The organism is Dyadobacter sp. CECT 9275 (assembly GCF_907164905.1).
Classification (GTDB): Bacteria; Bacteroidota; Bacteroidia; order Cytophagales; family Spirosomataceae; genus Dyadobacter; species Dyadobacter helix.
Genome location: NZ_CAJRAF010000004.1, coordinates 195,347 through 219,827, shown reverse-complemented (window position 1 = coordinate 219,827; position 24,481 = coordinate 195,347). Strand labels below are relative to the sequence as shown.

General features: G+C 44.2%; 23 protein-coding genes. 9 read left to right on the top strand and 14 right to left on the bottom strand.

The genetic code is table 11. The annotated features are described in order from the left end of the window. Positions 1-19: 19 nt before the first annotated feature. On the bottom strand, positions 20-1,852 hold the full coding sequence (locus KOE27_RS26720; RefSeq protein ID WP_215241925.1) for an LTA synthase family protein: 1,833 nt from the start codon (positions 1,850-1,852) through the stop codon (positions 20-22). Positions 1,853-1,994: 142 nt separating this feature from the next. Here KOE27_RS26720 and KOE27_RS26715 point away from each other — a divergent pair, with 142 nt between their 5' ends. Together KOE27_RS26715 and KOE27_RS26710 are read left to right on the top strand one after the other, a co-directional pair. Further along, a complete protein-coding gene (locus KOE27_RS26715; RefSeq protein ID WP_215241924.1) occupies positions 1,995-4,181 on the top strand; it encodes a glutamine synthetase III family protein in 2,187 nt (728 codons plus the stop codon). 38 nt (positions 4,182-4,219) lie between these two features. After that, entirely contained in the window at positions 4,220-4,774 is a 555-nt protein-coding gene (locus KOE27_RS26710; RefSeq protein ID WP_215241923.1) for a hypothetical protein, read from the top strand. A 66-nt stretch (positions 4,775-4,840) separates the two neighbouring features. Here KOE27_RS26710 and KOE27_RS26705 read toward each other — a convergent pair whose 3' ends face one another. Next, the gene (locus KOE27_RS26705) at positions 4,841-5,851 is read right to left on the bottom strand and encodes a glutamine synthetase beta-grasp domain-containing protein (RefSeq protein ID WP_215241922.1); all 1,011 of its coding nucleotides are present in this window, start codon (positions 5,849-5,851) and stop codon (positions 4,841-4,843) included. 388 nt (positions 5,852-6,239) lie between these two features. Between KOE27_RS26705 and KOE27_RS26700 the strand changes: the two genes are divergently transcribed. From KOE27_RS26700 to KOE27_RS26690, 3 genes are all read left to right on the top strand, one after another. Next, complete coding sequence (locus KOE27_RS26700; protein WP_215241921.1) at positions 6,240-6,947, top strand: RsmE family RNA methyltransferase; 708 nt, start codon at positions 6,240-6,242, stop codon at positions 6,945-6,947. 31 nt (positions 6,948-6,978) lie between these two features. Next, the gene (locus KOE27_RS26695; RefSeq protein ID WP_215241920.1) at positions 6,979-7,641 is read left to right on the top strand and encodes a DUF4159 domain-containing protein; all 663 of its coding nucleotides are present in this window, start codon (positions 6,979-6,981) and stop codon (positions 7,639-7,641) included. Between the two features lie 139 nt (positions 7,642-7,780). Then, positions 7,781-8,527 carry an acyl-CoA desaturase gene (locus tag KOE27_RS26690; protein WP_215241919.1) on the top strand — a complete coding sequence of 249 codons (747 nt, stop codon included), beginning with the start codon at positions 7,781-7,783 and terminating at the stop codon, positions 8,525-8,527. A 374-nt stretch (positions 8,528-8,901) separates the two neighbouring features. Here KOE27_RS26690 and KOE27_RS26685 read toward each other — a convergent pair whose 3' ends face one another. The 5 genes from KOE27_RS26685 to KOE27_RS26665 all read right to left on the bottom strand — a co-directional run bounded on the left by KOE27_RS26685 (position 8,902) and on the right by KOE27_RS26665 (position 14,115). After that, positions 8,902-10,281 carry a sensor histidine kinase gene (locus KOE27_RS26685; RefSeq protein ID WP_215241918.1) on the bottom strand — a complete coding sequence of 460 codons (1,380 nt, stop codon included), beginning with the start codon at positions 10,279-10,281 and terminating at the stop codon, positions 8,902-8,904. A 1-nt stretch (position 10,282) separates the two neighbouring features. Beyond that, the gene (locus tag KOE27_RS26680; RefSeq protein ID WP_215241917.1) at positions 10,283-10,960 is read right to left on the bottom strand and encodes a response regulator; all 678 of its coding nucleotides are present in this window, start codon (positions 10,958-10,960) and stop codon (positions 10,283-10,285) included. Continuing rightward, positions 10,957-11,490, bottom strand: a complete 534-nt coding sequence (locus KOE27_RS26675; protein WP_215241916.1) for a 5' nucleotidase, NT5C type — start codon at positions 11,488-11,490, stop codon at positions 10,957-10,959. The genes KOE27_RS26680 and KOE27_RS26675 overlap by 4 nt, the downstream gene beginning before the upstream one ends. Next, positions 11,490-12,782, bottom strand: coding sequence for a dihydrolipoamide acetyltransferase family protein (locus tag KOE27_RS26670; RefSeq protein WP_215241915.1), 1,293 nt, complete (start codon positions 12,780-12,782; stop codon positions 11,490-11,492). The genes KOE27_RS26675 and KOE27_RS26670 overlap by 1 nt, the downstream gene beginning before the upstream one ends. A gap of 61 nt (positions 12,783-12,843) precedes the next feature. After that, positions 12,844-14,115, bottom strand: a complete 1,272-nt coding sequence (locus KOE27_RS26665) for a competence/damage-inducible protein A (protein ID WP_215241914.1) — start codon at positions 14,113-14,115, stop codon at positions 12,844-12,846. A gap of 110 nt (positions 14,116-14,225) precedes the next feature. Here KOE27_RS26665 and KOE27_RS26660 point away from each other — a divergent pair, with 110 nt between their 5' ends. Both KOE27_RS26660 and gldC read left to right on the top strand, forming a co-directional pair. After that, a complete protein-coding gene (locus KOE27_RS26660) occupies positions 14,226-14,957 on the top strand; it encodes a DUF4197 domain-containing protein (protein ID WP_215241913.1) in 732 nt (243 codons plus the stop codon). 63 nt (positions 14,958-15,020) lie between these two features. Beyond that, entirely contained in the window at positions 15,021-15,368 is a 348-nt protein-coding gene (gene gldC, locus KOE27_RS26655; protein ID WP_215241912.1) for a gliding motility protein GldC, read from the top strand. A 68-nt stretch (positions 15,369-15,436) separates the two neighbouring features. On the opposite strand, the gene KOE27_RS26650 is transcribed toward gldC, so the two are convergent. The 6 genes from KOE27_RS26650 to KOE27_RS26625 all read right to left on the bottom strand — a co-directional run bounded on the left by KOE27_RS26650 (position 15,437) and on the right by KOE27_RS26625 (position 22,079). Further along, the gene (locus KOE27_RS26650) at positions 15,437-15,796 is read right to left on the bottom strand and encodes an MmcQ/YjbR family DNA-binding protein (RefSeq protein ID WP_215241911.1); all 360 of its coding nucleotides are present in this window, start codon (positions 15,794-15,796) and stop codon (positions 15,437-15,439) included. Continuing rightward, on the bottom strand, positions 15,793-15,972 hold the full coding sequence (locus KOE27_RS26645; RefSeq protein WP_215241910.1) for a DUF6728 family protein: 180 nt from the start codon (positions 15,970-15,972) through the stop codon (positions 15,793-15,795). The genes KOE27_RS26650 and KOE27_RS26645 overlap by 4 nt, the downstream gene beginning before the upstream one ends. A 41-nt stretch (positions 15,973-16,013) precedes the next feature. After that, a complete protein-coding gene (gene ispG, locus KOE27_RS26640; RefSeq protein ID WP_215241909.1) occupies positions 16,014-18,023 on the bottom strand; it encodes a (E)-4-hydroxy-3-methylbut-2-enyl-diphosphate synthase in 2,010 nt (669 codons plus the stop codon). A gap of 317 nt (positions 18,024-18,340) precedes the next feature. After that, a complete protein-coding gene (locus KOE27_RS26635; RefSeq protein ID WP_215241908.1) occupies positions 18,341-19,441 on the bottom strand; it encodes a GHMP family kinase ATP-binding protein in 1,101 nt (366 codons plus the stop codon). Positions 19,442-19,444: 3 nt separating this feature from the next. After that, a complete protein-coding gene (locus KOE27_RS26630; RefSeq protein ID WP_215241907.1) occupies positions 19,445-20,698 on the bottom strand; it encodes a sugar MFS transporter in 1,254 nt (417 codons plus the stop codon). Between the two features lie 31 nt (positions 20,699-20,729). Further along, complete coding sequence (locus KOE27_RS26625; RefSeq protein ID WP_215241906.1) at positions 20,730-22,079, bottom strand: Gfo/Idh/MocA family protein; 1,350 nt, start codon at positions 22,077-22,079, stop codon at positions 20,730-20,732. Positions 22,080-22,369: 290 nt separating this feature from the next. Between KOE27_RS26625 and KOE27_RS26620 the strand changes: the two genes are divergently transcribed. Together KOE27_RS26620 and folE are read left to right on the top strand one after the other, a co-directional pair. Beyond that, the gene (locus tag KOE27_RS26620; RefSeq protein ID WP_215241905.1) at positions 22,370-22,786 is read left to right on the top strand and encodes a 6-pyruvoyl trahydropterin synthase family protein; all 417 of its coding nucleotides are present in this window, start codon (positions 22,370-22,372) and stop codon (positions 22,784-22,786) included. After that, complete coding sequence (folE, locus tag KOE27_RS26615; RefSeq protein ID WP_215241904.1) at positions 22,746-23,435, top strand: GTP cyclohydrolase I FolE; 690 nt, start codon at positions 22,746-22,748, stop codon at positions 23,433-23,435. Before KOE27_RS26620 ends, folE begins: the two co-directional genes overlap by 41 nt. 110 nt (positions 23,436-23,545) lie before the next feature. Here folE and KOE27_RS26610 read toward each other — a convergent pair whose 3' ends face one another. After that, the gene (locus KOE27_RS26610) at positions 23,546-24,472 is read right to left on the bottom strand and encodes a sugar phosphate isomerase/epimerase family protein (RefSeq protein WP_215241903.1); all 927 of its coding nucleotides are present in this window, start codon (positions 24,470-24,472) and stop codon (positions 23,546-23,548) included. Between the last annotated feature and the right edge of the window lie 9 nt (positions 24,473-24,481).

Below are 24,481 nucleotides of genomic sequence, written 5' to 3'. Positions count from 1 at the left end.
AAAATTACACCTTTTATTATCAACGCTTTAAATAATCGGTAAAAGAAGATTGCAGATACGCCTTGCCGAGTTCCGCTTCGGCAGCCTTAATCTTTCCTTTCTGTTCGGTAATATGGCCGCCCAGGTTATCCCTCACAAGGTATCCCTCGGGCTTCATCCATCCAAAACCATTATTAAAAGCAAAATAGGCAAATGCTGTGCGGCCATGATTGAAGATATCATTGCTCCAGACAAATTCCGACGAAGAAATGTTGACTTGATTTAGCAAAGTGGCCGCAAGGTCCGTTTGGGAGCAAAGGCTGTCCACTCTGATTCCCTTTTGCGCAACGGCCCCACCGAGCCAGAGCATGGGCATGTAAAATTCGGATGGTTTGGTGTGGGATGTTTCGGGAAGAGGGTGGCCGTGATCCGCCAGGATAACAATGAGCGTGTGATCCCACCACGGTTTTGTTTTTGCTTGCCGTATAAAATCAGCAATGGAGGCGTCCGTGTAGTGGTGGGCGTTTAGAAACAGTTTTTCCTGTGAATTCCCCTTAACAACAGTTGGGACGGGTACCTCAAAAGGTTCGTGGCTGCTCAGCGTAAACAGCGTCGAAAAAAAAGGTTGCTTGGTATGATCAAGGTCATGCAGCATGCGGCTAAGCACCACATGGTCATGAGCGCCCCATTTGGAATTCATATCTTTTTTATCAAAAGAATTGATGTCGGTTATTTTGTCAAATCCTTGCTGGAGAAAATAGGATTTCATATTGGCAAATTCCGTTTCGCCGCCATAGTAAAACGAAGTGTAATAACCCGCCTTGTGAAATGACTTGGGCAACGACGGCAGATTCACCGTTTTGGTTGGGATTTTAATAATAGATTGTGTGGGCTGGGCCGGATATCCGCTAAGAATGGCCACCATTCCTTTGTCACTTCTGTTTCCGCTGGCGTACATATTCGTAAAAAGAATCCCTTCTTTTGCAAGGGCATCAAATTGCGGGGTTACATTCGGCAGTCCGCCTAAGCTTTTGACTATTTTGGCAGAAAAACTTTCCCAGATGATGACAATAACGTTCATTTCTCCTGAATTTACCATTTGTAAATGGGTATTTTCCTTTTTGTACAAGCTTCTAACTGTTGCATCGGCATCGTTTTCCTTGAAAAATAGAAAAGGATTGTCCTTACTATAGGTATCATTCAGTATCGAACTGGCATAATTCCAGGGGACATTGACGGCTGCGTAATTTGCAAAACTCTTGTTGCTGAAGAAGACAGTACTCTGGTTCATCGGTGCCAACTGAAACCCGCCCCGGATGGGGATGATCAGGGTTGCTGTCAGTACGAGGAATGCAAGCAGAGTTACCAGTATGTTTGCCGGAGTGAATTGAGAAATGGTCCTTTTCCGGATGGTATTTAAAAGCACATACACCAGCAGAAACAGGAAGAAAGCCAGAGTGCATAACAATAGGACCGGAGAAGAACTCATGGATGCCCAGGCTTCTCGGGGTGTCTGGAGATAGTGGAGTGACGACCCGTCGATCCTGAAGCCCCAGGCGCGGAAAAGTTCAAGGTCAACACTTACCAAAAGTACGATCACCAGGCCAACTGTGATATTATAAACGTTGATAAAACCATTGTACCAATTCCATTTTCGGCTGGTGGCAGCCATGAGCAGCGTGGGGATGGCCAGTATATATCCTGCAAATGAAATGTCCATCTGCAGGCCGTGCCAGGCACTTTGCATCCAGTAGGTTGCAGGAAGTTCCAGTGCTTTCCGGAAATGATAAGCCAGGAATACGATACGGAAAAACTGGAACAGAAGGATCCAGCAAAGAAAGTTGAAGACAAGAAACTGTAATCTTGATCGCATTTGTGTCAGGAGTAAGTTACAAATTTCTTAAATATAAAGTTATCCCTGACAAATAAGGAAAGAAAATATGTACGTGATAAAGTTGGGTAGAAGCGTATGAAATAAATAATTTTGGGATCAAATTCTATTTAACTAATATTTTATGACTTTTCGTTCCAAAGCTTTTGAGACTGCGCTGAGCAGGGTAGCTCCTGTTTTGTCACCTCCTACCGAAAAAGTGGCTGATCTTTTTGGAAGTAATACTTTCAATGACGATGTCATGCGGACCTTGCTCTCGCCGGAAGCTTATACAAAAATTTCCAATGCCATAAAATCGGGTTCAACCATTGACAGGGAAGTTGCCGATGAAGTATCGGCGGCCATGAAGTCCTGGGCCATATCCAAAGGAGCTTCTCACTATACGCACTGGTTTCAGCCACTCACGGGAAGCACAGCCGAAAAGCATGACTCTTTCTTCGACCTGAATGCTGACGGCAAAGCAGTTGAAAAGTTCAAAGGCAGTGCATTGGTACAGCAGGAACCCGATGCCTCGTCCTTTCCGAGCGGCGGATTAAGGGCTACTTTTGAAGCTAGAGGGTATACCGGCTGGGACCCGAGTTCTCCCGCCTTTTTAATGGATAACGGTGCAGGCGGAAAAACGCTCTGCATTCCTTCCGTTTTTATTTCCTATACAGGGGAAGCACTTGATTATAAGGCTCCGTTGCTGAAATCACTGGTGATGCTGGACAAAGCGGCTACCTCCGTTTGTCAATTCTTCAACCGTGACGTCGATAAAGTGATTCCCACACTGGGGATTGAGCAGGAATATTTTTTAGTAGACAAAGCCCTCTATTATGCACGCCCGGATCTGCTCATGGCTGGCCGTACCGTTTTTGGTCATAGTCCTGCACGCGGGCAACAGCTCGACGACCATTATTTCGGATCCATTTCTCCAAGAGTGAACGCGTTTATGGCTGACTTTGAATTTGAAGCGTTAAAACTCGGTATACCTGTCAGAACAAGGCATAATGAAGTAGCACCCGGCCAGTATGAGTGTGCTCCTACTTTTGAAGAGGTCAATCTGGCGATTGATCATAATGCCTTGCTGATGGACCTGATGCAGAAGGTGGGCGACCGCCATAATTTTCAGGTACTGTTCCATGAAAAACCTTTTGCCGGAATCAACGGGAGCGGGAAACACAACAACTGGTCTTTATCTACCGATACGGGCATCAATCTGCTGGCGCCAACCTCGAAGCCAAAGGAAAATCTGCGGTTTCTTACCTTCCTGCTTAATGTTGTAAAGGCAGTGCATGATCATGCCGACTTGCTGAGGGCATCCATATCCTCTGCCGGAAATGAACACAGGTTGGGGGCCAATGAAGCTCCGCCCTCCATTGTTTCTGTATTTCTTGGGAGGGAACTCACGGCAATGCTGGAAGATTTAGTGAATAAAGGGGAGATTACACTTGAAAAGGGAGAGAATTTTTATTATAAACTGGGAATCACAAGGATACCCAATCTGCAGCGGGATAATACAGACCGCAACCGTACCTCTCCTTTTTGTTTTACGGGAAACAAATTTGAATACCGTGCTGTGGGAAGTGCCCAGAACAGTGCTTCACCCATGATCGTGTTAAATACCATCGTAGCCAATCAGCTGCTGGAATTCAAAAGGGAGATGGATGAACGCCTTGCAGGGGGAGAAGAAAAGAAAGTGGCCACGGTAGCTATTCTCAAAAGGTATTTTACTGAATCAAAAAAAATACTTTTTGAAGGAAATGGTTATTCGGAAGAATGGATACAGGAAGCGAAGGAAAGAGGGTTAAGCAACATCCGCGAAACCTATGACGCACTCCATGCCTATATTACCGATTCCACCATTCAGGTGTTTAAAAGAATAGGAGTGCTTAGTGAAAGGGAATTGCACGCCAGATATGAAATCGAACTGGAAAATTATGTCAAGAAACTTCAGATAGAATCCAGGGTGATAGGGGACCTGGCGCTTAACCATGTCGTTTCAACGGTTGTAAAGTACCAGTTCAAACTTGCGCAAACGGCACGGTCACTCACTGATCTTGAAATGCTGGAAGAGGCAGAACCCATTAAGGAAATTATCAAGGACATTTCGGCCCATGTGGTGGTGATCAAAAAATTGGTACAGGAAATGACCGAAGCCCGCAAGAATGCCAACGGTGTCGAAAATCTGTTCGAAAGAGCCAAATTATACGGATCGGTGGTAAAAGGTTACTTCGAAGAAATAAGGTATCATGTAGATAAACTGGAATTATTGATAGATGACGAAGATTGGCCTTTGGCAAAATACCGCGAAATGCTATTTTTGGAGTAAATTACAACTTATTTAAAAAACGTCTTTTTTTTAAAACTATGAATCCGGGATTTGATCCAGAAGAAATTGCCCTGCTAAAACAGGAATGTAAAGCTGAGCGATCCAGTTTTATTTATGTGAATGATGAGTTTGAAGATGATGAGGAAGAAAATAACGAGCATGCACATGTTCAGTTTGTGGGTTATTACAAAGAAAAAGAAGTTGTTTATGATGCACTGATATATACCCTACGCCTGCACCATTCCACCTTGGTATATGACGAGGCGCTGGAAAGATTGAAAAAAGAGTACCCTGACTACGTTTCCCAGGATGAACGTGATGATAGTTATATTGTTGACCCTGAGAAAGAGGAAGATGCAGAAATTCTGCTCACAGAATTTATAGAGGAAATTGAGGAAAATCAGGAAATAACAGTACGTGAGCACGTAGAGGTTGACGACAAGTTTGAATATGGCATAGGCTTGGAAGTTGGTCTTAATAAAACCGAGATCAACGATAAAGTGATCAATGATTTTATCATCCGCTTCAATTCAGGGCGCCTTCAGCTGGATACAACGCTGTATTCGTTCACCGGTAGTGAAGAGCAGGATTGATTAGGTATCTCATATAAACAAAAAAACCACCATAGCGGTGGTTTTTTTGTTTATATCATTTTGTGATTACAAAGCAGATTTTACCGTTTTGATAATACGAGCTGCAACTTTGTATGGATCAGCAGCAGAATTTGGACGACGGTCTTCCAGGTATCCGCTCCATCCTTTTTGAGGAACCAGAACCGGGATACGGATAGAAGCACCACGGTCAGAAACGCCATAGCTGAAATCATTGATACTTGCAGTTTCGTGCTTACCTGTCAAACGCAGGTGATTGTCAGCGCCATAAACCTCAATATGCTCTTTTACCACAGGGCGGAAAGATTCACAAACTTTGTCAAATACTTCTTTACTTCCTGCAGTTCTCAGGGCAGTATTTGAGAAGTTAGCGTGCATACCGCTTCCGTTCCAGTCAAGGTCTCCAAGCGGCTTACAGTGCCAATTGATAGCAACTCCGTATTTTTCACCGATTCTTTCCAGAAGGTAACGGCCAAGCCAGATTTGATCACCTGCTTCTTTGGCACCTTTTGCAAAAATCTGGAATTCCCACTGTCCTGCTGCCACTTCGGCATTGATACCTTCTACATTGAGACCTGCGTCAAGGCAAGCATCGAGGTGCTCCTCGATAATCTCACGACCGTACGCATTTTTTGCGCCTACTGAGCAATAGTATGGTCCCTGAGGAGCGGGATAACCATTTGCAGGGAAACCTAATGGTTTATTGGTTTCAGTATCCCATAGGAAATACTCCTGCTCAAATCCGAACCAGAAATCGTTATCATCATCTTCAATTGTTGCACGACCATTGGAAACGTGAGGCGTTCCGTCTGCATTCAAAACCTCACACATTACAAGATATGCATTTTTGCGGAGGGGATCCGGGATGATGTAAACAGGTTTTAACAAGCAGTCAGAAGATCCGCCAAGTGCTTGCTCTGTTGATGAACCATCAAATGACCAGTTGCTGCAATCTTCCAGTTTGCCACTAAAATCCTCTTCAATTTTGGTTTTGCTGCGTAAACTTTGGGTTGGCTTGTAGCCATCTAGCCAAATATATTCCAGCTTGGATTTTGACATAATAGTACTAGATAAAGTGGTGACGAATTAGTATAACGACACAATATTAATGCAAATATGTATTTCCAAAAAATAAAATCTAATAAAATTTAACCCCTAGCAAAATATTATAATGTTTATGGTAGTATTGTCAGTAAAAAATGTATTTTTTTAATAGTATCTTGCGGGTTGTGAAATCTGCCATATCCTGAAGTATTTTGGTTTAAGTGCGTAAATCAGGTTCAATTTTTAACGATTTAGGCCTATATATTGCCGAAGTGCAAGAAAAACAGTGTAATGTTATGAATTATAAGGGTATGAAAACTATGCTTTGCATGAACCATGGACATCCGTGATTTTTAGCTACATTTGGATATATTGAATGTTTTGGAATTTAATTTTTGAATGAATGCATTTATTTTATCAGCCCGATCCTTCGATTTTTGAGCTGGATGAAGAAGAGGCCCGGCACACGGCAAAAGTATTACGTTTGAGTACCCGTGATTTAATAAACGTTACAGATGGCAGGGGGCTTTTGCAGACATGCCGTATATCCGTTGCGGGAAAAAGAGTGATATACGATGTGATTGACAGCACGCATATCAAACCCAGAAACTACCGGGTATGCATGGCGGTGGCTCCCACACGCAAGACGGAACGAAACGAATGGATGGTTGAAAAAATGACCGAAATAGGTGTGGATCGTATTGACTTCGTGGTTACGGAACACACCCATACCGAAGGAATAAACCGAATTGTAAACCTGGCGAGACTTAACAGGATAGCGGCTGCCGCCATGAAACAGTCCCAGCAATTTTATTTGCCCGAAATTACATTGGTCAATTCCTTTAAAACGTTTGTAGAGCAACAGCATATTAGTCAGAAATTTATGGCCTATGTTCCGGTACATGACCGGACGGCACATGTTTTTTCTAAAATTGAAAAGGGGAAAGACAGCCTTCTGCTGATAGGTCCTGAGGGAGATTTCACACCTGCCGAGGTAGAAATGGCCATGAGTCACGGTTTTGAAACTGTTTCACTGGGCAATACAAGGTTGCGTACTGAAACCGCTGCCGTTGCGGGTTGTCATGCCATTAATCTGGCGCAGTTTGTCTGATGGTCTTATACATTAACCTGGTTAGTAAGTTATGGTCTTTATTCGTGTTTTAGTACTTCTTGGCATATTAGCTGGTGCGACTACAGGCAGCGCTCAGCCATCTATAAAAATTGCGAAACTCAAGTATGGTGGGGGAGGAGACTGGTATGCCAATAAAACATCTCTGCCCAACCTGATCAAATTCTGTAATGCGGAGCTTAAAATGAATATTAACCCGGCTGAGGACGTTGTGGAAGTGGGGAGCCCGGATCTTTTTACATATCCTTTTATTCACATGACGGGCCATGGAAACGTTGTTTTCACAGATGCCGAGGCAAGAAATTTAAGACAGTACCTGCTCTCAGGCGGTTTTCTGCATATTGACGACAACTATGGCCTCGACCAGTTTGTAAGGCGTGAAATGAAAAAAGTATTTCCTGACCTGTCTTTTGTAGAGCTACCGTTTGATCATCCCATTTACAGGGTAAAATATGTTTTTTCAGATGGACTGCCTAAGGTACACGAACACGACGGGAAGCATCCTCAGGGGTTTGGACTGATCTGGCAGGGCCGTTTGGTTTGTTATTATTCTTATGAAACGGACCTTGGAAACGGATGGGAGGATCAAAGTGTATACAATGATCCCGAAGAACTACGAAAAAAGGCTTTGCAAATGGGCGCAAACCTTATCAGCTATGCTTTTATGATTTTGTAATATTCAGCGTTACGTTAACTTTAATAGGGAAATTTACTGATTTATCTGGATTTGTTTTAAATTGAATGGAATTATGCGTGGATTTTTAATGTGTTCCGCTTAAATTTGTATTCATTCAGTTCATTAGTCCATTAGCTTCATGTATATTGTTCTTGCCGTTTTTGCAGTACACTGGTATTTATCATTATTCTGTCAAACTTTCTTTTTACATCGTTATTCTGCTCATAAAATGTTCAGCATGAGTAAAGCCTGGGAGCGTTTCTTCTACCTGCTTACTTATGTTTCCCAAGGTTCTTCCTACTTAAGCCCGAGAGCATACGCCATTCTGCATCGGATGCATCATGCGTTCAGTGACACCGAGAAAGATCCGCACTCACCGCATCATACCAAAAATGTATTTACGATGATGTGGGAAACCAAATCCATTTACAATGCGGTTCTTAGCCGGAAACGTGTAATTGAAGCGCAGTTTGAAAGAAATTATCCCGAATGGAACTTCATAGAAAAACTGGGCGACAGCTGGCTTTCGCGTATCGGCTGGGGTATTGTCTACATGGCCTTTTATATTCTGGCTTATGTGTACCTGGACATGCACTGGGTTTTCTTTTTCCTTTTACCTATTCATTTTCTGATGGGGCCAATCCACGGGGCAATTGTCAACTGGAGCGGTCATAAATATGGCTACCAGAATTTTGACAATCAGGATAGATCCAAAAATTCGCTGATTTTCGATTTTCTGATGATGGGAGAGTTATTTCAGAACAACCATCACAAACGGCCTAATTCCATCAATTTCGGATCAAAGTGGTTTGAAGTCGATCCCACTTATCCGGTAATAAAATTGCTGAACAAATTGAAAATTATTGAAATACGAAAGAAGCACTGAGCATCGTAAATAGATATCAGAGAAGCAGGCGGAATAATTTCCGGCTGCTTTTTTTATGGAAAATCTGACACGGTTTGTGTGCTTTTAGCTGTTTGTTCCTGGAGGATAACCTTTACGATTTTCGCTACTGTGTGCCAGGCGCTGAGGATACTTGAACTATTACCTGCTGCGTCAGAAACTCCGATTGCTGGCAGTGCGCGTTGGTTGTAAAAAAACTTTGGCAGGCGTGAGAAACACCTGCCAAGTTTGCTTATTAACACCACAAAAAATGAAATCTCAATTATATCTTTGGATAGTCCTATGCTGGATTATCACTACATTACAAATTAAATATGTAATACTTAAGATGGACTTAATACAAAATTAGAATTTGCTTAGAGGCGTAAAAAATCTACCATGAAGGTGGTTCCTCTTACAGGATTGGGCTGAATGCTGATGTGCCCGTTATGCAGTTTGATGATCCTGTCCACAAGGGAAAGGCCTATGCCATAACCTTTGATGCTGGCAGTATTGTCACTTCTGAAAAAAGGCTGGAATACAAGGTTGTGATCAGAGGCGGGAATACCTTTGCCGCTATCAGAAAAATAAACGATCAGCTTCCTGGGAGAAGTTTTAAGGCTTACCCGCACGGCATGGTCGTCCGAAAACTTGCATGCGTTATCCATGAGGTTCAGAAAGGCAGTCTTAAGCAGCGTTGAGTTGCCCGAAAGCTCAAGCCAGGTGTCGTCGTCGGGGAGCTCCTCAAAATTAAGGGATACATGGAACAGCGCATTGGCTTGTATCACCGTTTGTCGGCAATCGAGCAGCAGGTCGTCGATCCTGATGATTTCTGTTAACAGGTCCCGCTGGTCTTCACTTACTTTAGCAAGCTCCAGCAAGGTATTGGAGAGCTGTGCCAGTTCCTGAATATCTTCCAGCACCGACCCGATCGTCAGCTGATATTCCTGCGAAGTTCTTTCTTTTAACAGGCTGACTTCCAGCTGTGAACGTATTTTTGTAAGCGGATTTTTTAATTCATGGCTGACATTGGCAACAAATATCTTTTGCATCTGGAAAGCCGTCTCAATCCGGTCCAGCAGTTTATTAAAAGTGGAGGATAGCCGTCCAATTTCATCATTCTGGTTGGGCACTTGCAGGCGTGTATCCAGTTTCTGTGGCAGGATACCTTCCACCGCGTTCATGACATTGGATATTGGCCTTAAAGCTCTTTTGGAGAAAATCCAGCCTACAATGGCAACAATAATGGTTACTATAATAAATAAAACTGTGAGTAACGTACTTAGATTGGAGAGGTTGGCCTGGCCATACAAATCCTGAGCGCCCAGCAAAACCACCGCCTGGTTGAACGGATAGCGGTAATAAAGCCCTACTACCTTATAATCGCCGTCGTTGTAGCGTATTTGACCCGACTTCCGGATTTCGTCAAGCCAGAAATTGGAAACATGGATACCTTTGCTTTGCGGATTCGTTAGATTGCTGTAAATCAGCCTGTTTTTCTCATCGAAGATCAGGATATTTTCGTTGTAGATCAGGTCGCGGTTGGTTTCGTTAAGCGTCTTGAGCAGGATATCAATGTTAGCCTGAGGTGCTTTCAGAAGGAGTTCGGCCTGTGATTTGGCTTTGGACCGCAGACGGTCATAAAAGTCCTCATTAACGTTGTAGTAGGTGAAAAAGTAAACGGCAAGAAAAGTAACCAGAAGAATACCGCTTACCAAGAGGGAAAACTGAAATGTAAGCCTGGTACGGATCTGCATGTTACTCTATTTTAAGTACATATCCCATCCCGAACTGTGTGTGAATAAGCTTAACGGGATAATCTTTGTCGATTTTTTTACGAAGGTAATTTACGTAAACTTCAATCACATTGGTCCCTGTATCAAAACCTATGTCCCATACCTGCTCCGCAATTTCTACTTTTGAGATAACCCTTCCCTGATTTCTGATGAGGTATACCAGCAAATTGAACTCTCTGGCTGTGAGATTTATTTTGTTTCCTGAGCGGTGTACGGTTTTGGCGTCCATGGAAACTTCCAGATCTGCAAATTTTAAAATCTGCCCGGTTTGGGATACATTGCTGCCGCGTTTGGTTAGCGCTCTTACCCTGGCCAGTAGCTCTTTAAACTCAAAAGGTTTGACCAGATAGTCATCCGCGCCAGCATCCAGACCGGTTACCTTGTCGTCGGTGGTTCCCAGTGCTGTGAGCATCAGAATGGGCGTGTCGTCACCAGCGAGCCGTATCTCCCTGCAAAGTTCAATGCCATTGATACCTGGAATGATTATATCGCTGATAATCAGCTGATAACTATTATTCCGGGCCAGTTGTTTACCGATCAGACCATCATATGCGATATCAACTTCATAACCATTTTCTTCCAGTCCCTGTTTAATGGACTGAACCGTTTTGGGCTCGTCTTCAATCAGTAGTAGCTTCATACAATGGGTAAAAATAATTCCGCAACCTCACTCCAGTCTGATACCCGGCGATACCCGGTTTCAGACAGGTTATGAGGTGCTGTAAATAAAATGCCTTCTCCTTTAAATCCGGCAAGGTTCCGGGGATGATCGTCGATCAGATAATCGGAATAAAGAATGTTTTTGTATCCGCAGAAAACAATATTGGTCCACGGAATGAAACTGAAATGTTTGTGAAGCCAGTCAAATTTATCCCGAAAGGAGTTCGGAAATTCCATACAAGCGGTTGCTACAAAAATTTCATAATATTTCGAAAGGGTATGAACCGTTTCGATGGCGTCCTTTTTTACTTCAACATTAGCAAAAAAGCCGGGGGAATTAATGATTTTATGAAGCTTGGTCAGTTGCTTGGGGTGTAACAGATCTTTTAAAGCTCTGGAATATAATTCCTTCTCAGTCAGTGAAGTAGAAAAGTCATTCAGGATGATATTAACCAATTTCTCATGTGTATTGGCCATCACGTCATCCATATCCAAAGTGAGTCGTAGCATTAAATCAGGGTTCGGCGTGTATCAAAATTTTCCAGATAATCGTTCACTCGTTTCAGGAACAGACCGCCAAGGGAACCATCCACCACCCGGTGGTCGTAAGAATGAGAGATAAACATCATACTCCGGATACCGATGAGATCTCCCTGGGGTGTTTCAATCACTGCAGGTTTCTTTTTAATGGCACCAAACGCCATGATGGCTACCTGCGGCTGAACGATAATCGGAGTACCCATGAGGTTGGCAAATGCACCGATGTTGGAAACGGAATAGGTTCCTCCGGCCAGGTCATCAGGTTTTAGTTTATTTTCGCGGGCACGTTTTGCCAGCTCATTTACTTTTCTGGCCAGGGCAGGTAAGTCGTACTGATCGGCCTGGTGAATTACCGGAACAATAAGGTTGCCATCCGGAAGAGCAACCGCCATGCCAATATTGATGTCCTTCTTTTTAATGATTTTATCACCTTCCACCGAAATGTTGATCAGCGGGTAGTCTCTGATTGCTTTCGCAACTGCCTCAATTAATATGGGGGTAAACGTGATACTGTCGCCAGATTTTTTGCGATACTCCTGTTTTACCGCCTCCCGCCAGTTCACCACCGGTGTCATATCGGTTTCAATAAAAGAGGTTACGTGAGCAGAAATTTTGCGGGATTCAGTCATGCGTTGGGAAATCATCTTTCGCATACGATCCATTTCAAAAATCTCTGTTTGCCCGCTAACGGACTGTGTTTTTACCTGCTGACCAGAAGCCGGGATATTCCTGTTCTTCAGATATGCCAGCATATCATTTTTGGTGACCCTGTTGTCTGCACCTGTGCCCGTGATGGAGCTGAGTTCCTGAGGGCTGATATTCTCCTGCCGTGCTATGCTTAAAACCAGCGGCGAGTAAAAGGTACTGGCGTCTCCCAGCTCGTGATATGTTATCTTATCGGGTGTTTGGGTCAAAACATTTTCTGCCAATTCTTTTTCTATGATTATGGCAGCTTTTTCTTCTTCTATGATTTCAACCAGGGCATCTTTTCCTGTTATTCCGGCATCAGCAACACCGTCGGCCTGCACCTGAATTTTGGCAACCGGACTTCCTATCTCAACAATATCATTTTCCTTCACAAGCCATTCCACCAATATCCCGTTATAAGGGCAAGGGACTTCGGTATCCACTTTGTCCGTGGCAACTTCCAGTATGGAATCGTCCAAACCAACCCGATCCCCTGGCTTTCTGAGAATGTTGAGTACGGTACATTCCAAAATACTTTCGCCCATGGGAGGCATTACCATTTCTACTATTCTCATAAGTCAATTTTTTCAAAAGACTCCGGTTACAAGTTTTGGAGCCCATACATGTCATTGCTGCTCAGATTTTATCTGTCAGTTCAGTTTTGAGTATCGATTTCCTTAGCAGGTTCAGTACATAGGATGAGGTCATCTCTATGTTTACTTTTCTGCTGCTTTTCAAATTCAGCAATTGCGTATACGTTCCGGAAGGCGTAGCACACGCTATCCACACGGTTCCCACCGGCTTGTCGGCAGTTCCCCCGTCGGGTCCTGCAATTCCGGTGGTTGAAACTGCAAAAGTAGTGCCTAGCAATCGTTTGGCTCCTTCGGCCATTTCAATGGCGGTTTGCTCGCTCACTGCGCCATATAACTTTAACGTCTCTTCTGAAACGCCAAGTACATTTTGTTTTACCTCATTACTGTAACTGACCACAGAACCCTCGAAATATCTGGAAGAACCAGGGACGCTGGTTAACTGGTGCGCAACCAATCCGCCGGTACAGCTTTCGGCTGTCCCTACTGTTGCTTTGTTAGTTTCAAGCAAGGAACCAATCACTGCTTCCAGTTCATCATTGTCGTAGCCGAATACATTTTCTTCTATGAGAGGCATGACAAGCTTTACCTGAGCCTCAAGTTCCTGATCCAGTATGTTTTCATCCAAGCCGGTAGCTGTAAGCCTGAGTTTCACCTGTCCGAAATGGGGCAGATAAGCCAGCCTGATATGCGGAGGGAGCGCATCTTCCCAGGCTTCAATTTTTTCAGCCAGAAAAGATTCTCCCACGCCAATGGTCCGGATGGACTTGTGTTTGATTACATAGGTGTGATAACGGGATTTGAGCCTGGGAAGAATTTCAAATTCCATCAGATTTTTCATCTCGTAGGGCACACCCGGCAGGGATACGTAAATGACACCTTCCTTTTCAAACCACATGCCGGGTGCTGTGCCCCATTGGTTGGGAATATAAACAGCGTTGGTAGGCAATGCGGCCTGCTGTCTATTCAGCTCGGTCATTGCTCGCCCTCTTTTGGCAAAGAAATCGGTTATAAAGGAAAGCGCTTGTTCGTTAATTTTAAGCTCACTGCCAAAGTACTCGCAGAAGGTATGTTTGGTGATATCGTCTTTGGTAGGTCCGAGTCCACCCGTGACAATCACTACTTCCACGCGGTTACTTGCCGCGGAAAGTGCGTCCAGTATATCGCTTTTGGTATCACCAACCGATGTTTTTCTGACGGGCCTTATGCCTATTCCGGTTAGTTGTGCACCTATCCACTGCGTGTTGGTGTCGGTAATCTGCCCGAAAAGGATTTCATCTCCAATGGTAATAATTTCGGCCCTGATAATGGCATTCATAGATAGCAAACCGGGTTATAACAAACCTATTATTTCCCCAAAAATAAGTAAAATTAATCGTTATTGATTACGTTTGAATCTTAGTAAGTAATTAACAAACTGAAAGTCTGATGAAAGAAAAATTAGTAGCAGTTGTATTTTTAATCACTTTTTCGGGCTGTGCTTCGCAGGCTCAATTTTCTTCGGGTTTGGGTAAAATTCTGAGTGGCGTACAGAAATCTGGCGGATCATTAAGTGAGGCTGATGTGGTTGAGGGATTAAAAGAGGCCTTAACTGTGGGTGTCAGCAATGGCTCTGCGGAAGCTTCAAAAGTAGATGGTTTTTTCAAAAATGAGCTGATCAAAATTGCGGTACCGCCAGAAGCACAAAAGGTTGCGGAAACGTTAAGGAAAATGGGACTTGGCGACGAAGTAGACAAATTTACGCTCGCACTTAACCGTGCAGCCGAGGATGCTGCAAAAAAGTCTAAACCCATATTTGTGAAAGCGGTTACCTCTATGACCATCACAGATGCGCTGGGTATATTAAAAGGGCAGGATGATGCAGCAACGCAATATCTCAGAAAAACGACCAATCAGGATCTGTTCAATACTTTTTTTCCGGTGGTTGACAGCACCCTGAAACAAAATAAAGCCACCCAGTATTATGCTGATATCGTGAATACCTACAACCAGATTCCTTTGGTGAAGAAAGTGAACCCCAATCTGAAGGAGTATGCAACTCAGAAAACAATTGACGGTCTGTACCTATTAATTGCCCAGGAAGAGAAAAAAATCAGGGAAGATCCTGTTGCAAGGGTGAGCGATCTGCTGAAAAAAGTTTTTGGGCAGGCAGGAAAGTGATGAGGCAGGGAACTACTTTGTCGGCCAATTGCTTTACTTTTGAGTAAAATATTAACATCACCAATGAAGAATTCGGAAATACACTTTAATGTTGAGCTTGACAACCAGAACATACCGGAAAAGATTTTTTGGAACGCGACGGACAATCCCAACGAAGGCATTAATGATACAAGGGCCATTGCCATTGCGGTTTGGGACCATTATCACAGAGGTACACTCAAAATTGACCTCTGGACAAAGGATATGGAGGTTTTTGAAATGAAAAGATTTTACATCGAGATTATGAGCGGTATTGCTGATACACTCCTGACCGCCACCAATGATACTACCATGGCGGATACGATTGAAGCCACCTGCGAGACGCTGAGCAAGCGCCTGGACGAGGAGATGAAGGCTGCCGCATCAAAATAAATTATGGAAGTCTGATAAACAGGAAGCCGGGTTGCTTGCCTGGCTTCTTTTTCTCCAGCCCGATCGGGCTATCGCGAAGCCTGTATTTCTTCCCGCTGTTTTTTGCTGAGGCTGGCCACTACCAGATCGTATGAATCCTGTACCCAGGTGTACAGGGTTTCGTTGGGTATACTTCCACTGGCATACACTGTATTCCAATGTTTTTTGTTCATGTGATATCCGGGTTTCACGTCCGCGTATTTTTCTCTTAATTCTTCCGCCTTTTCTGGATCACATTTCACATTGAACTGAACTTTAACCTCGTCGAGTGGTGTGAGGAGGAACATTTTCCCGGCTACTTTAAAGACCAGGGCATCGGGTCCGAAGGGTAGCTCTTCGGTAACATGGGGCAGTGCCAGGCAAAATTCCCTCAATGCTTCAAGGTTCATCTGGTAAGTGCGCGGAATATCATGACAAAAATACAAATAAGGAACATGATGATTGAGATCCTGTTGATCCCATGCATCATCCTGAGATTGAACGAATTGGGAGCATTCGGATCAGGTTTTTTGAAAACCCTTACGAAATAATAGAATACATCCCCAAGTTGAAAATACTTTTTCATTTGCAGAATATTTAATTTATTTTGAATTAATTTGTTGTAAATCAGACTAATACCTCTACTTCGTGCGGCTCAATCCAGCGGCCATCCTCTCGTATGAGTTCTATCAGTTCATCCACTGCTTTGGACGCATGGACTGAGCGTTTTATGACCTCCTGACCGCGGTAGAGCGCAATTTTGTCTTTACCCATGCCCACATACCCGTAGTCGGCATCTGCCATTTCACCGGGACCATTTACAATACATCCCATAATTCCGATTTTTATACCTTTCAAATGCTCGGTATGTTTGCGGATCATGGCAGTGGTTTCCTGCAGATCAAATAGTGTTCTTCCACAGGAAGGGCAGGAAATGTATTCCGTTTTGGACATCCGCGTCCTCGCCGCCTGTAAAATTCCGAAAGCAATACTGTTAAAGGTAGCAGCATACTTTAATTTTCCCTCCGTGGTAAGGGCCGGTTCAAAGTCCGGAGACAACAATACGCCGTCACCCAGGCCGTCAACCAGTAAGCCTCCCATATCGGTTGCCGAATACAGCGTTAACGCATCACCAATTTCCGGGGCATAGTTCCTGCGTATTATAACAGGTATCTTTACCTGCGCATCAATCAGCCTGAAAAACAGCCTGCGCAGTTCAGCCATAGCATGTTTGTTGTCCGAATGTATGATCAGCACAACGTTTTTCGCCAGACTCAGCCCTGCAGTGGTTTCAGGAGTAAAATCGTGAATATTTCCTGTAACAAAATTCAGAGAAGCGGATTGATATTTACGGTCGGTCACGACCCATTCCCCCACAGTGAATAACGGAAACTTATTGGTTTTATCTTCCTGTAACTTCCAGACTTCAATATCCAGGATCTCTTTCAGGCCATTGGGAAGCATGAAAGGAGCTGGTCTTTTCCCGGTATAGATGAAATCCGCCCCCTGGTCATTCATGGCCCACTTATCAGGTACCGGCAAAAAGAAATGGCCGATACTTTTCAGATCTTCCAAGTGTTCAATTTTTATATCAGTGTAATCAGCGATGACCCGCGGTACATTCAGCCCACCCAGGTTATATACTTCCGTTGTTTCGCGGCGGGTATACTGGAACGGATTAATGGGTATGCGCTCAACTGGCTCTATGAAGTCATGTGGCTTACGGCGGGTATATCTTTCAATCAGCGCCCGTGCCACGGGAGCTTCCTTTTCCGGGGCTTCGGTCAGAGAAACCCGGACTGTGTCACCCAGGCCGTCTTCCAGTAAAGTACCAATTCCAACGGCCGACTTGATCCGCCCGTCTTCTGCTTCTCCGGCCTCTGTAACACCCAAATGAAGGGGATAAGGTTTCAGCCCTTCCTCATCAAGCCTTTGAACAAGCAAACGGTACGCCTCCACCATCACCTGCGTGTTACTGGATTTCATGGAAAGCGCAATGTTATTGTATTGAAATTCCTCACATATCCTCAGAAATTCCAGTGCCGATTCCACCATACCCAGCGGGGTATCTCCGTAGCGGCTCAGGATTCTGTCTGAAAGAGATCCGTGATTGGTGCCGATCCGCATGGCAGTACCATACTCTTTACATATTTTAATCAGCGGAATGAATTTTTCCCTAATCCTTTCCAGCTCGGCGGCATAGGAAGCATCGGTATACTCAATAACCTCGAAACGCTTTCTATCTGCATAATTGCCCGGATTAACCCTCACTTTCTCCACTATTCTGGCAGCCAGTTCGGCGGCATTGGGAGTAAAGTGTATGTCGGCAATGAGTGGAACGTTGATCCCGATTTTGCGCAGACCATTGCGGATATTTTCGAGATTCTGTGCCTCCTTCACGCTGGGGGCCGTAATACGGACGTATTCACAGCCTGATTCCACCATTCTGACAACTTCGTCAATTGAACCTTGGGTATCCATGGTATCCACGGTTGTCATGGACTGAACCCGGATGGGGTATGCCGAGCCCATCGGCAGATCCCCGATATTGATGGTGATCGTTTCTCTTCTCCGGTATTCGGTCAGAGAGGGGCAGTAGCTAATCTTTTGTTTCTCAGAAGTTGTTATAATACCCATGTATTTTTTCCTTTTACCGGCATCACTTTAATAACAGGCCACCGGGTACTTTGCTCGTGTGCTGTGTATTCCGAAACAAAGTTCACAAAACAAAAACACAATCGGAACGCCTTTGGTGCAATTTAAATACTAATCCGTTCTGAATGCCTTCAGAAACATAAAAAATCCCAGAGTTTGATATGCTCCAGGATTCTTTATGTTTTGTTCCAAGTACGGCCAACCGTAATTTATCCGTTCCATACTGTTTTAGCGCACCATGAGTCGGTTGCTTCATATTTCGGTAGGGATATACGCTGTAAACTGCTTACCGCCATTATTTACTTTCCACCATTTACTGTTGACTTTTCCTCCACCGTACCATAGTCAACGGTAATAATGTAGCTTTTGCCGCCTTCACGTTCAATAGCCTCTGCCACTCGTTCGGCGTGATCAGGCGCATATACAAACATACAGCCGCCCCCTCCGGAGCCATTTATTTTTCCACCCAGGGCACCTGCGCCCAGCGCAGCATTCATCATCCGTTCAATTTTGGGAGTTGAAGTCCTTTTAAAGTCACGAAGATTTTTATAATGTTTATAAAGCAGCGCTCCGAAATGAGAATCAAACTGACCGCGGTCAGATACCGATTGCCGAGACAATAATTTCTTCCCTTCTATAAGAATATCCCGGTCTTCAATGTTGGCCTGTAATAAGCCCAGCTCATCGTCAGACAGGAAACGGCTGTATGCCGCACTTTGCTCGTAGGGCGTGGTGAATATAGAAAAGGTACTATCTTCTGCGGTAACTTTCCTGATGACGTCTTCCATACCATACCGGCAGCGCGCCAGGATTCCCAGGGTGTCTTTAGGTTCAAGGGAATCTCCCAGAACAAAGGTCCCTAGCTGGGGGGTTAATGCTTCCACCATTATTTCTGGCGTGGATTCCAGATAAATGACATTTCCTATGGCTGTTGAATAATGATCCATCATACCGCCGGGTTCACCAAATTCCAGTACCTCGGCCATGTTGGCAATTTCTCCCAGTTCCTTTGGTGTAAAGTGCTGCGGATTATCACTCATTTTATCCAGGAAATGTGCCCAGGAAACGATCAATGCCGATGAGCTGGACGTTCCCGAATTGATAGGGATATTTCCATGGATAACACACTCGAAGCCCTTAGAAAAGGTAAGGCCTTTTCTTTTGAGTACATTGATGGTACTTCTGAAATAGTCTCTCTGTACTACATAAGGAAAGGTTTCTTTAAGAGAAAAAGATTCTGTTTGATGGAGATCCGGCAAATGTAATATTACCTGATCATCGTCACGGTAGTCGCCGTCCAGGCTGATACGCCTTGAAATGGCTGCTGCAATAACGGGTAATCCAAGATAATCCTGATGTTCACCAAAAAGACAAATGCGACCGGGTGTTGAAACTTTCATGAATTACCAGCTTTTCTTTTTGTGGCCCACCAATGCATAATAGAGGATAAACACATAACATAAAATAACAACCCAGAATCCTCTTTGCGGGTTAACCTCACCACCCAGCATAGCATAAAGCAATGGCAGTAAACCTCCACCAGGCCCAATTCCCATGATCAGCAGTGCGGAGCCTACTTTTGTGAAATTACCCAGCCCATTGATAGCCAGGGGGAATATGGCTGGCCACATTAATGCATTTGCCAAACCTAAAAGAGCAATGAAAAGAATAGAGGTATAACCCGAAGTGAAGATCACGATCAAACAAAATACAATTCCGATGATTGCGGAATACTTTAAAGCATCTTCCTGTTTCAGGAATTTTGGAATTGCAATAACACCGATGATGTATCCCAAAAGCATAGCGCCCATGGTGTAGGAAGTAAAGTGCTTGGCTTCATCCAGACTGATACCGATGTTTTTTCCGTACTGTCCAATTCCGTCTCCGGCAATAACCTCTGCTCCCACGTAGCAAACTATTCCTATTGCTCCCAATACCAGATTAGGAAAGCTGAAAACGCTTTTCTTTTCTTCCTTGCTGGTGTCTACATCTGCTTCTGCCTGTATTTCGGGGAGATGAGAAAAGAAAATGATTACGGCCACGACCATTAAAATTACTGCCAGTGCTACGTACGGAGTTTGTACCCTGGAAGCCATTTCAGAAAGGATTGCATTTTTCTCTTCTGCATCTGTGATCACCAATAATTTTTTTTCAAGATCACTGGCTCCTTTCAGGATAATTCCTCCAACAAGCACGGGGGCTACAATCCCGGCCGCTTTGTTTGCAAGCCCAACTATGCTGATTCGCTGCGCAGCACTTTCAATAGGTCCCAGAATACTCACGTAGGGATTTACGGCTGTCTGGAGCAGCGCTAAACCTGACCCCTGCATAAAAAGAGCAGTAAGGAAAAGTCCGTAAGTTCTTGAATCGGCGGCTGGAATAAATAGCAACGAACCAAGTGCAACCACCACCAATCCTGCGATCATTCCATTTTTAAAACCCAGCTTTTGAAGAACGGCAGCCGAAGGAAGCGGCATAAAAAAATATGAAAAGTAAAAGGCAGATGTGACAAAAAATGCCTGGACATCTGTTTCAAGATTACATACAATTTTCAGATAAGGAATGAGAGGGCCGTTGGTCCAAGTGATGTAGCCCATCATGAAGAAAATTAATGCCATCACCAGCATTGGAACCAAGTAATTGTTCTTTTTTGTCATTTTAATAAATATAGGTATAAGTTAATTAGTGTTAGTATTCGTTATTTAAGCCAAAAATCCGCTTATTGGTTTTCCATTTACCACGCGTGAAATCGGGGATCTCAACCGGCGCGCTCCCTTTGGAAATGGATAATTCCGACAAAGGACTGATAGCGCTCCATACCGCGGCATCATAAACGTCAATTGGTGGGGCCACCTTGTTCCTTATGGCTTCTACAAAGCCACGAAACACAAAATAGTCGATTCCTCCGTGACCGGCGTTTTCAGCAGCTTTGGCATGTTTTGCCCATAGCGGATGGTCATATTTTTTCAGATAGGGGCCATCTGGCTCATTGGTATGTTCCTTGGGTGAAATTCCTTCCAGATAAATGCTGTCACCATCATTCATCCAAAGCCCGTTGGTCCCCTGTGCCCGAAAAGCCAGCGAATAATGACGGGGCGAGTTGGTATCATGTATCAAAACTATATTTTCGCCATTGAAACACTGGATGACTGTGGTGACAACGTCTCCCAGTTTGAAATTCACCTTTGCATTGGGATGATCCTTGCCGCCATGGTCTACCACATATTTATGCAATCCCCTGGATTTTGTTGCGGTGGAGGTGAGGTACTTGAAATAATTCCCCCGATTAATATCCAGCCAGTGCGCTACAGGGCCCAGGCCATGCGTGGGGTAGATATCCCCGTTACGATCCACCGAATGCTGTGTCCGCCAGCGGGCTTCAGAATAACCCTTTGGCCCAAACTCGGCTCCGCTGCCTTCCGGCTTACCGTTATTGAATTTAATCCCTCGCAGGTCGTGCTGGTAACCGCAATGAGCGTACGTCATCTCACCAAATAATCCTTCCCGGATCATCCTCAGAACCGCCATCACGTCGCGGCGGTAGCATACATTCTCCAGGATCATACAATGCGAACCTGTCTTTTCAAAAGTATCCACCAGGTCCCAGGATTCCTGGAGCGTTACCGTAGCCGAAACTTCCACAGCAGCATATTTCCCGGCTTTCATGGCCGCAATGCTCATGGGGACGTGCCATTCCCAAGGAGTAGCAACCACTACACCCTGAAGCTCATCTCGTTTCACCAGGTTCAGAAAATCCTCATCACCTCCTGAGTACACTGCAGGCTGTTTTTTGCCAGCTTTTTTGATCATTTCCAGCGTTTTAGCAATCGCTTCGGGATCAATATCACAGATGGCGGTAATTTCTACGTCACTTCGGAATAGGGCCTGCTCCACATGGCTTCGGCCCCTGGAACCGACTCCAATAAAGCCCAGGCGTACTTTTTCTGCTACCTTGGGACGGTTAAATATAATTTCAGGAAAAATTCCTGAGGCAGAAGCGGCAAGAGTAGTTTTTTGAATAAAATCTCGTCTATGCATATATAGCAATAGGTGAAATATCAGAATGGCAGGCTTTTATTTGCCCAAGGTCGCAATTTACATTCAAATACCGTATTTTTTAATTTTTTTTATTAATTATAATTTCACAGGAAGCCCGGCGTGTGATATGTAATTAAGAAAAAGTTTTGAACATTTTTTTCAGTGAAATCGTTAAGTTTGGGTAAGCATATCCAAATGAGCGTTTCTTTGGCCGGCTCTGAAAGCCTTAATGTGTTGGACACAAACTTTGTAACGACATTAAGGTTGAATATTAACTAACTGGTTACCCTATGTCTCACAAAGTATCGGTGTTCCGTAAGGAGCATTTTAATGCGGCTCACCGCCTTCACAATCCGTTGTGGAGCGAGGAGAAAAACCAGTCTGTTTTTGGTAAATGTAATAATCCTAATTTCCACGGTCATAATTATGAGCTGATCGTGCGGGTAACCGGAGAAGTTGATCCGCAAACCGGCTTTGTGATGGATATGAAGATACTCAGCGATACCATAAAAGAGCATGTGCTGGACAGGTTTGACCATCATAATCTCAATCTGGACATTGAGGAATTCAGGAACCTTAATCCCTCAGCCGAAAATATAGCCATTGTTATTTATTCTATCCTACGTAAATTAATCGATCCGGAGCTTGCTCTGAAAATACGTTTATATGAAACAGAACGGAACTTTGTTGAATATCCCGTCAATTGACAGTCTGGACGTTGAAGAAGTAGGGGAGGATCATCTCTTCTCTTCCATTGAAACCCCATTGCGCGAGGATGCCTTTGCTATGGAGGATGAAATGAAGATTGAATTAATAGAAAAACATTTCCGGCATATCATGGAGATCATGGGGCTTGACCTGAGAGACGACAGCCTGAGAGGTACGCCGAAGCGAGTGGCCAAAATGTATGTCAAAGAGATTTTCGGAGGCCTCGATCCCAGAAATAAACCTTCCGTAACGCTGTTTGACAATAAATACCAGTACAACCAGATGCTTGTGGAGAAGGACATCTCGGTGTTTTCCAATTGCGAGCATCATTTTGTACCGATATACGGGAAAGCACATGTTGCCTACATTTCCAGCGGAAAGGTGATCGGGCTTTCAAAATTGAACCGGATTGTAGAATATTTTTCGAAGCGGCCGCAGGTACAGGAACGTCTGACCATGCAGATCGCAAATGAGCTGAAAGTGGCTTTAAAAACCGAAGACGTGGCGGTTGTGATTGATGCCAAACACATGTGCGTTCACTCGCGTGGTATCAAGGATGCGGGAAGTTCCACCATCACGGCATCTTACAGCGGAAGATTTGAAGATGAAGCATTGAGAAAGGAGTTCCTTGGATATCTTGGACTATAAAAAGGTCTTTATGAGATATATTCTTCGATAGCAATCCGGGCGGGATATTAAGGATAAGGATGCAGGGGGATACAGTCAACTTAACAAAAGTTTACTGTATCCCCTTTGCATTATTTTATGGTAGGTCCCACGCGTTCGAGCAACGCTTTTGTAGCCTTGATACCTTCACGTTCCGAAAGGTTGCTTCCCTCGTATTCAATACCAGCAATACCTCTGAAGCCGCTGTCTTTCACAATTTTCAGAATTTTGGTATAATCTGTTTCGATACAGTTCCCTTTTTCATCAAAGTCGTAAGTTTTGGCGCTTACTCCTTTCGCAAACGGCATCAGTTCGCTGGTTCCCAGGTAGCGGTCATAGGACTCTGCACAGCCATCCTTTTTACGGACAATACAGAAATTGCCAAAGTCGGGCAGGGTACCTACATTTTTCATATTAACCTGTTTCATCACGCCTGCAAGCCATTTGCCGTTGGAAGATGACCCTCCGTGATTTTCCACGATGATATTGATCCCGGTTTTCGACGCAAATTCGCCCAGTTTACTTAAGCCTTCCACAGCCGCTTTCGCTATCTCCTCGTCGCTTCCTTTTCCGTAGGCATTCACACGGATTGTTTTGCAGCCCAGATATTTGGCACATTCCACCCATCGGTAATGATTTTCGACAGCTTTGTTTCTCGTGGTGGCGTCCAGTTCTCCCAGGCCACCTTCTCCGTCAATCATGATCAGGTGGTTTTTTACATCATTATCTTTGGTGCGCATCAGCAGTTCGTTGAGATATGTTTTATCCTCTGCTTTATCTTTGAAAAACTGATTGACATATTCCACAATACTGATCCCGAACTCCTTTTTGGCTAAGACGGGGAAATCAAGATTGGTGATTTTCTTGGCATTAAGCTCCTTATGTAACGACCATTCCGCAAGGGAGATATCGAACCACAATTTTTGAGGAGCCGGAGCTGCGAACAGATCCGGCAAGGCTGAGGCGGTCAACGCTGCGGCGGCAGCCTGTTTTAGGAAATCGCGTCTTGTAAAATTCATTTTAATCAG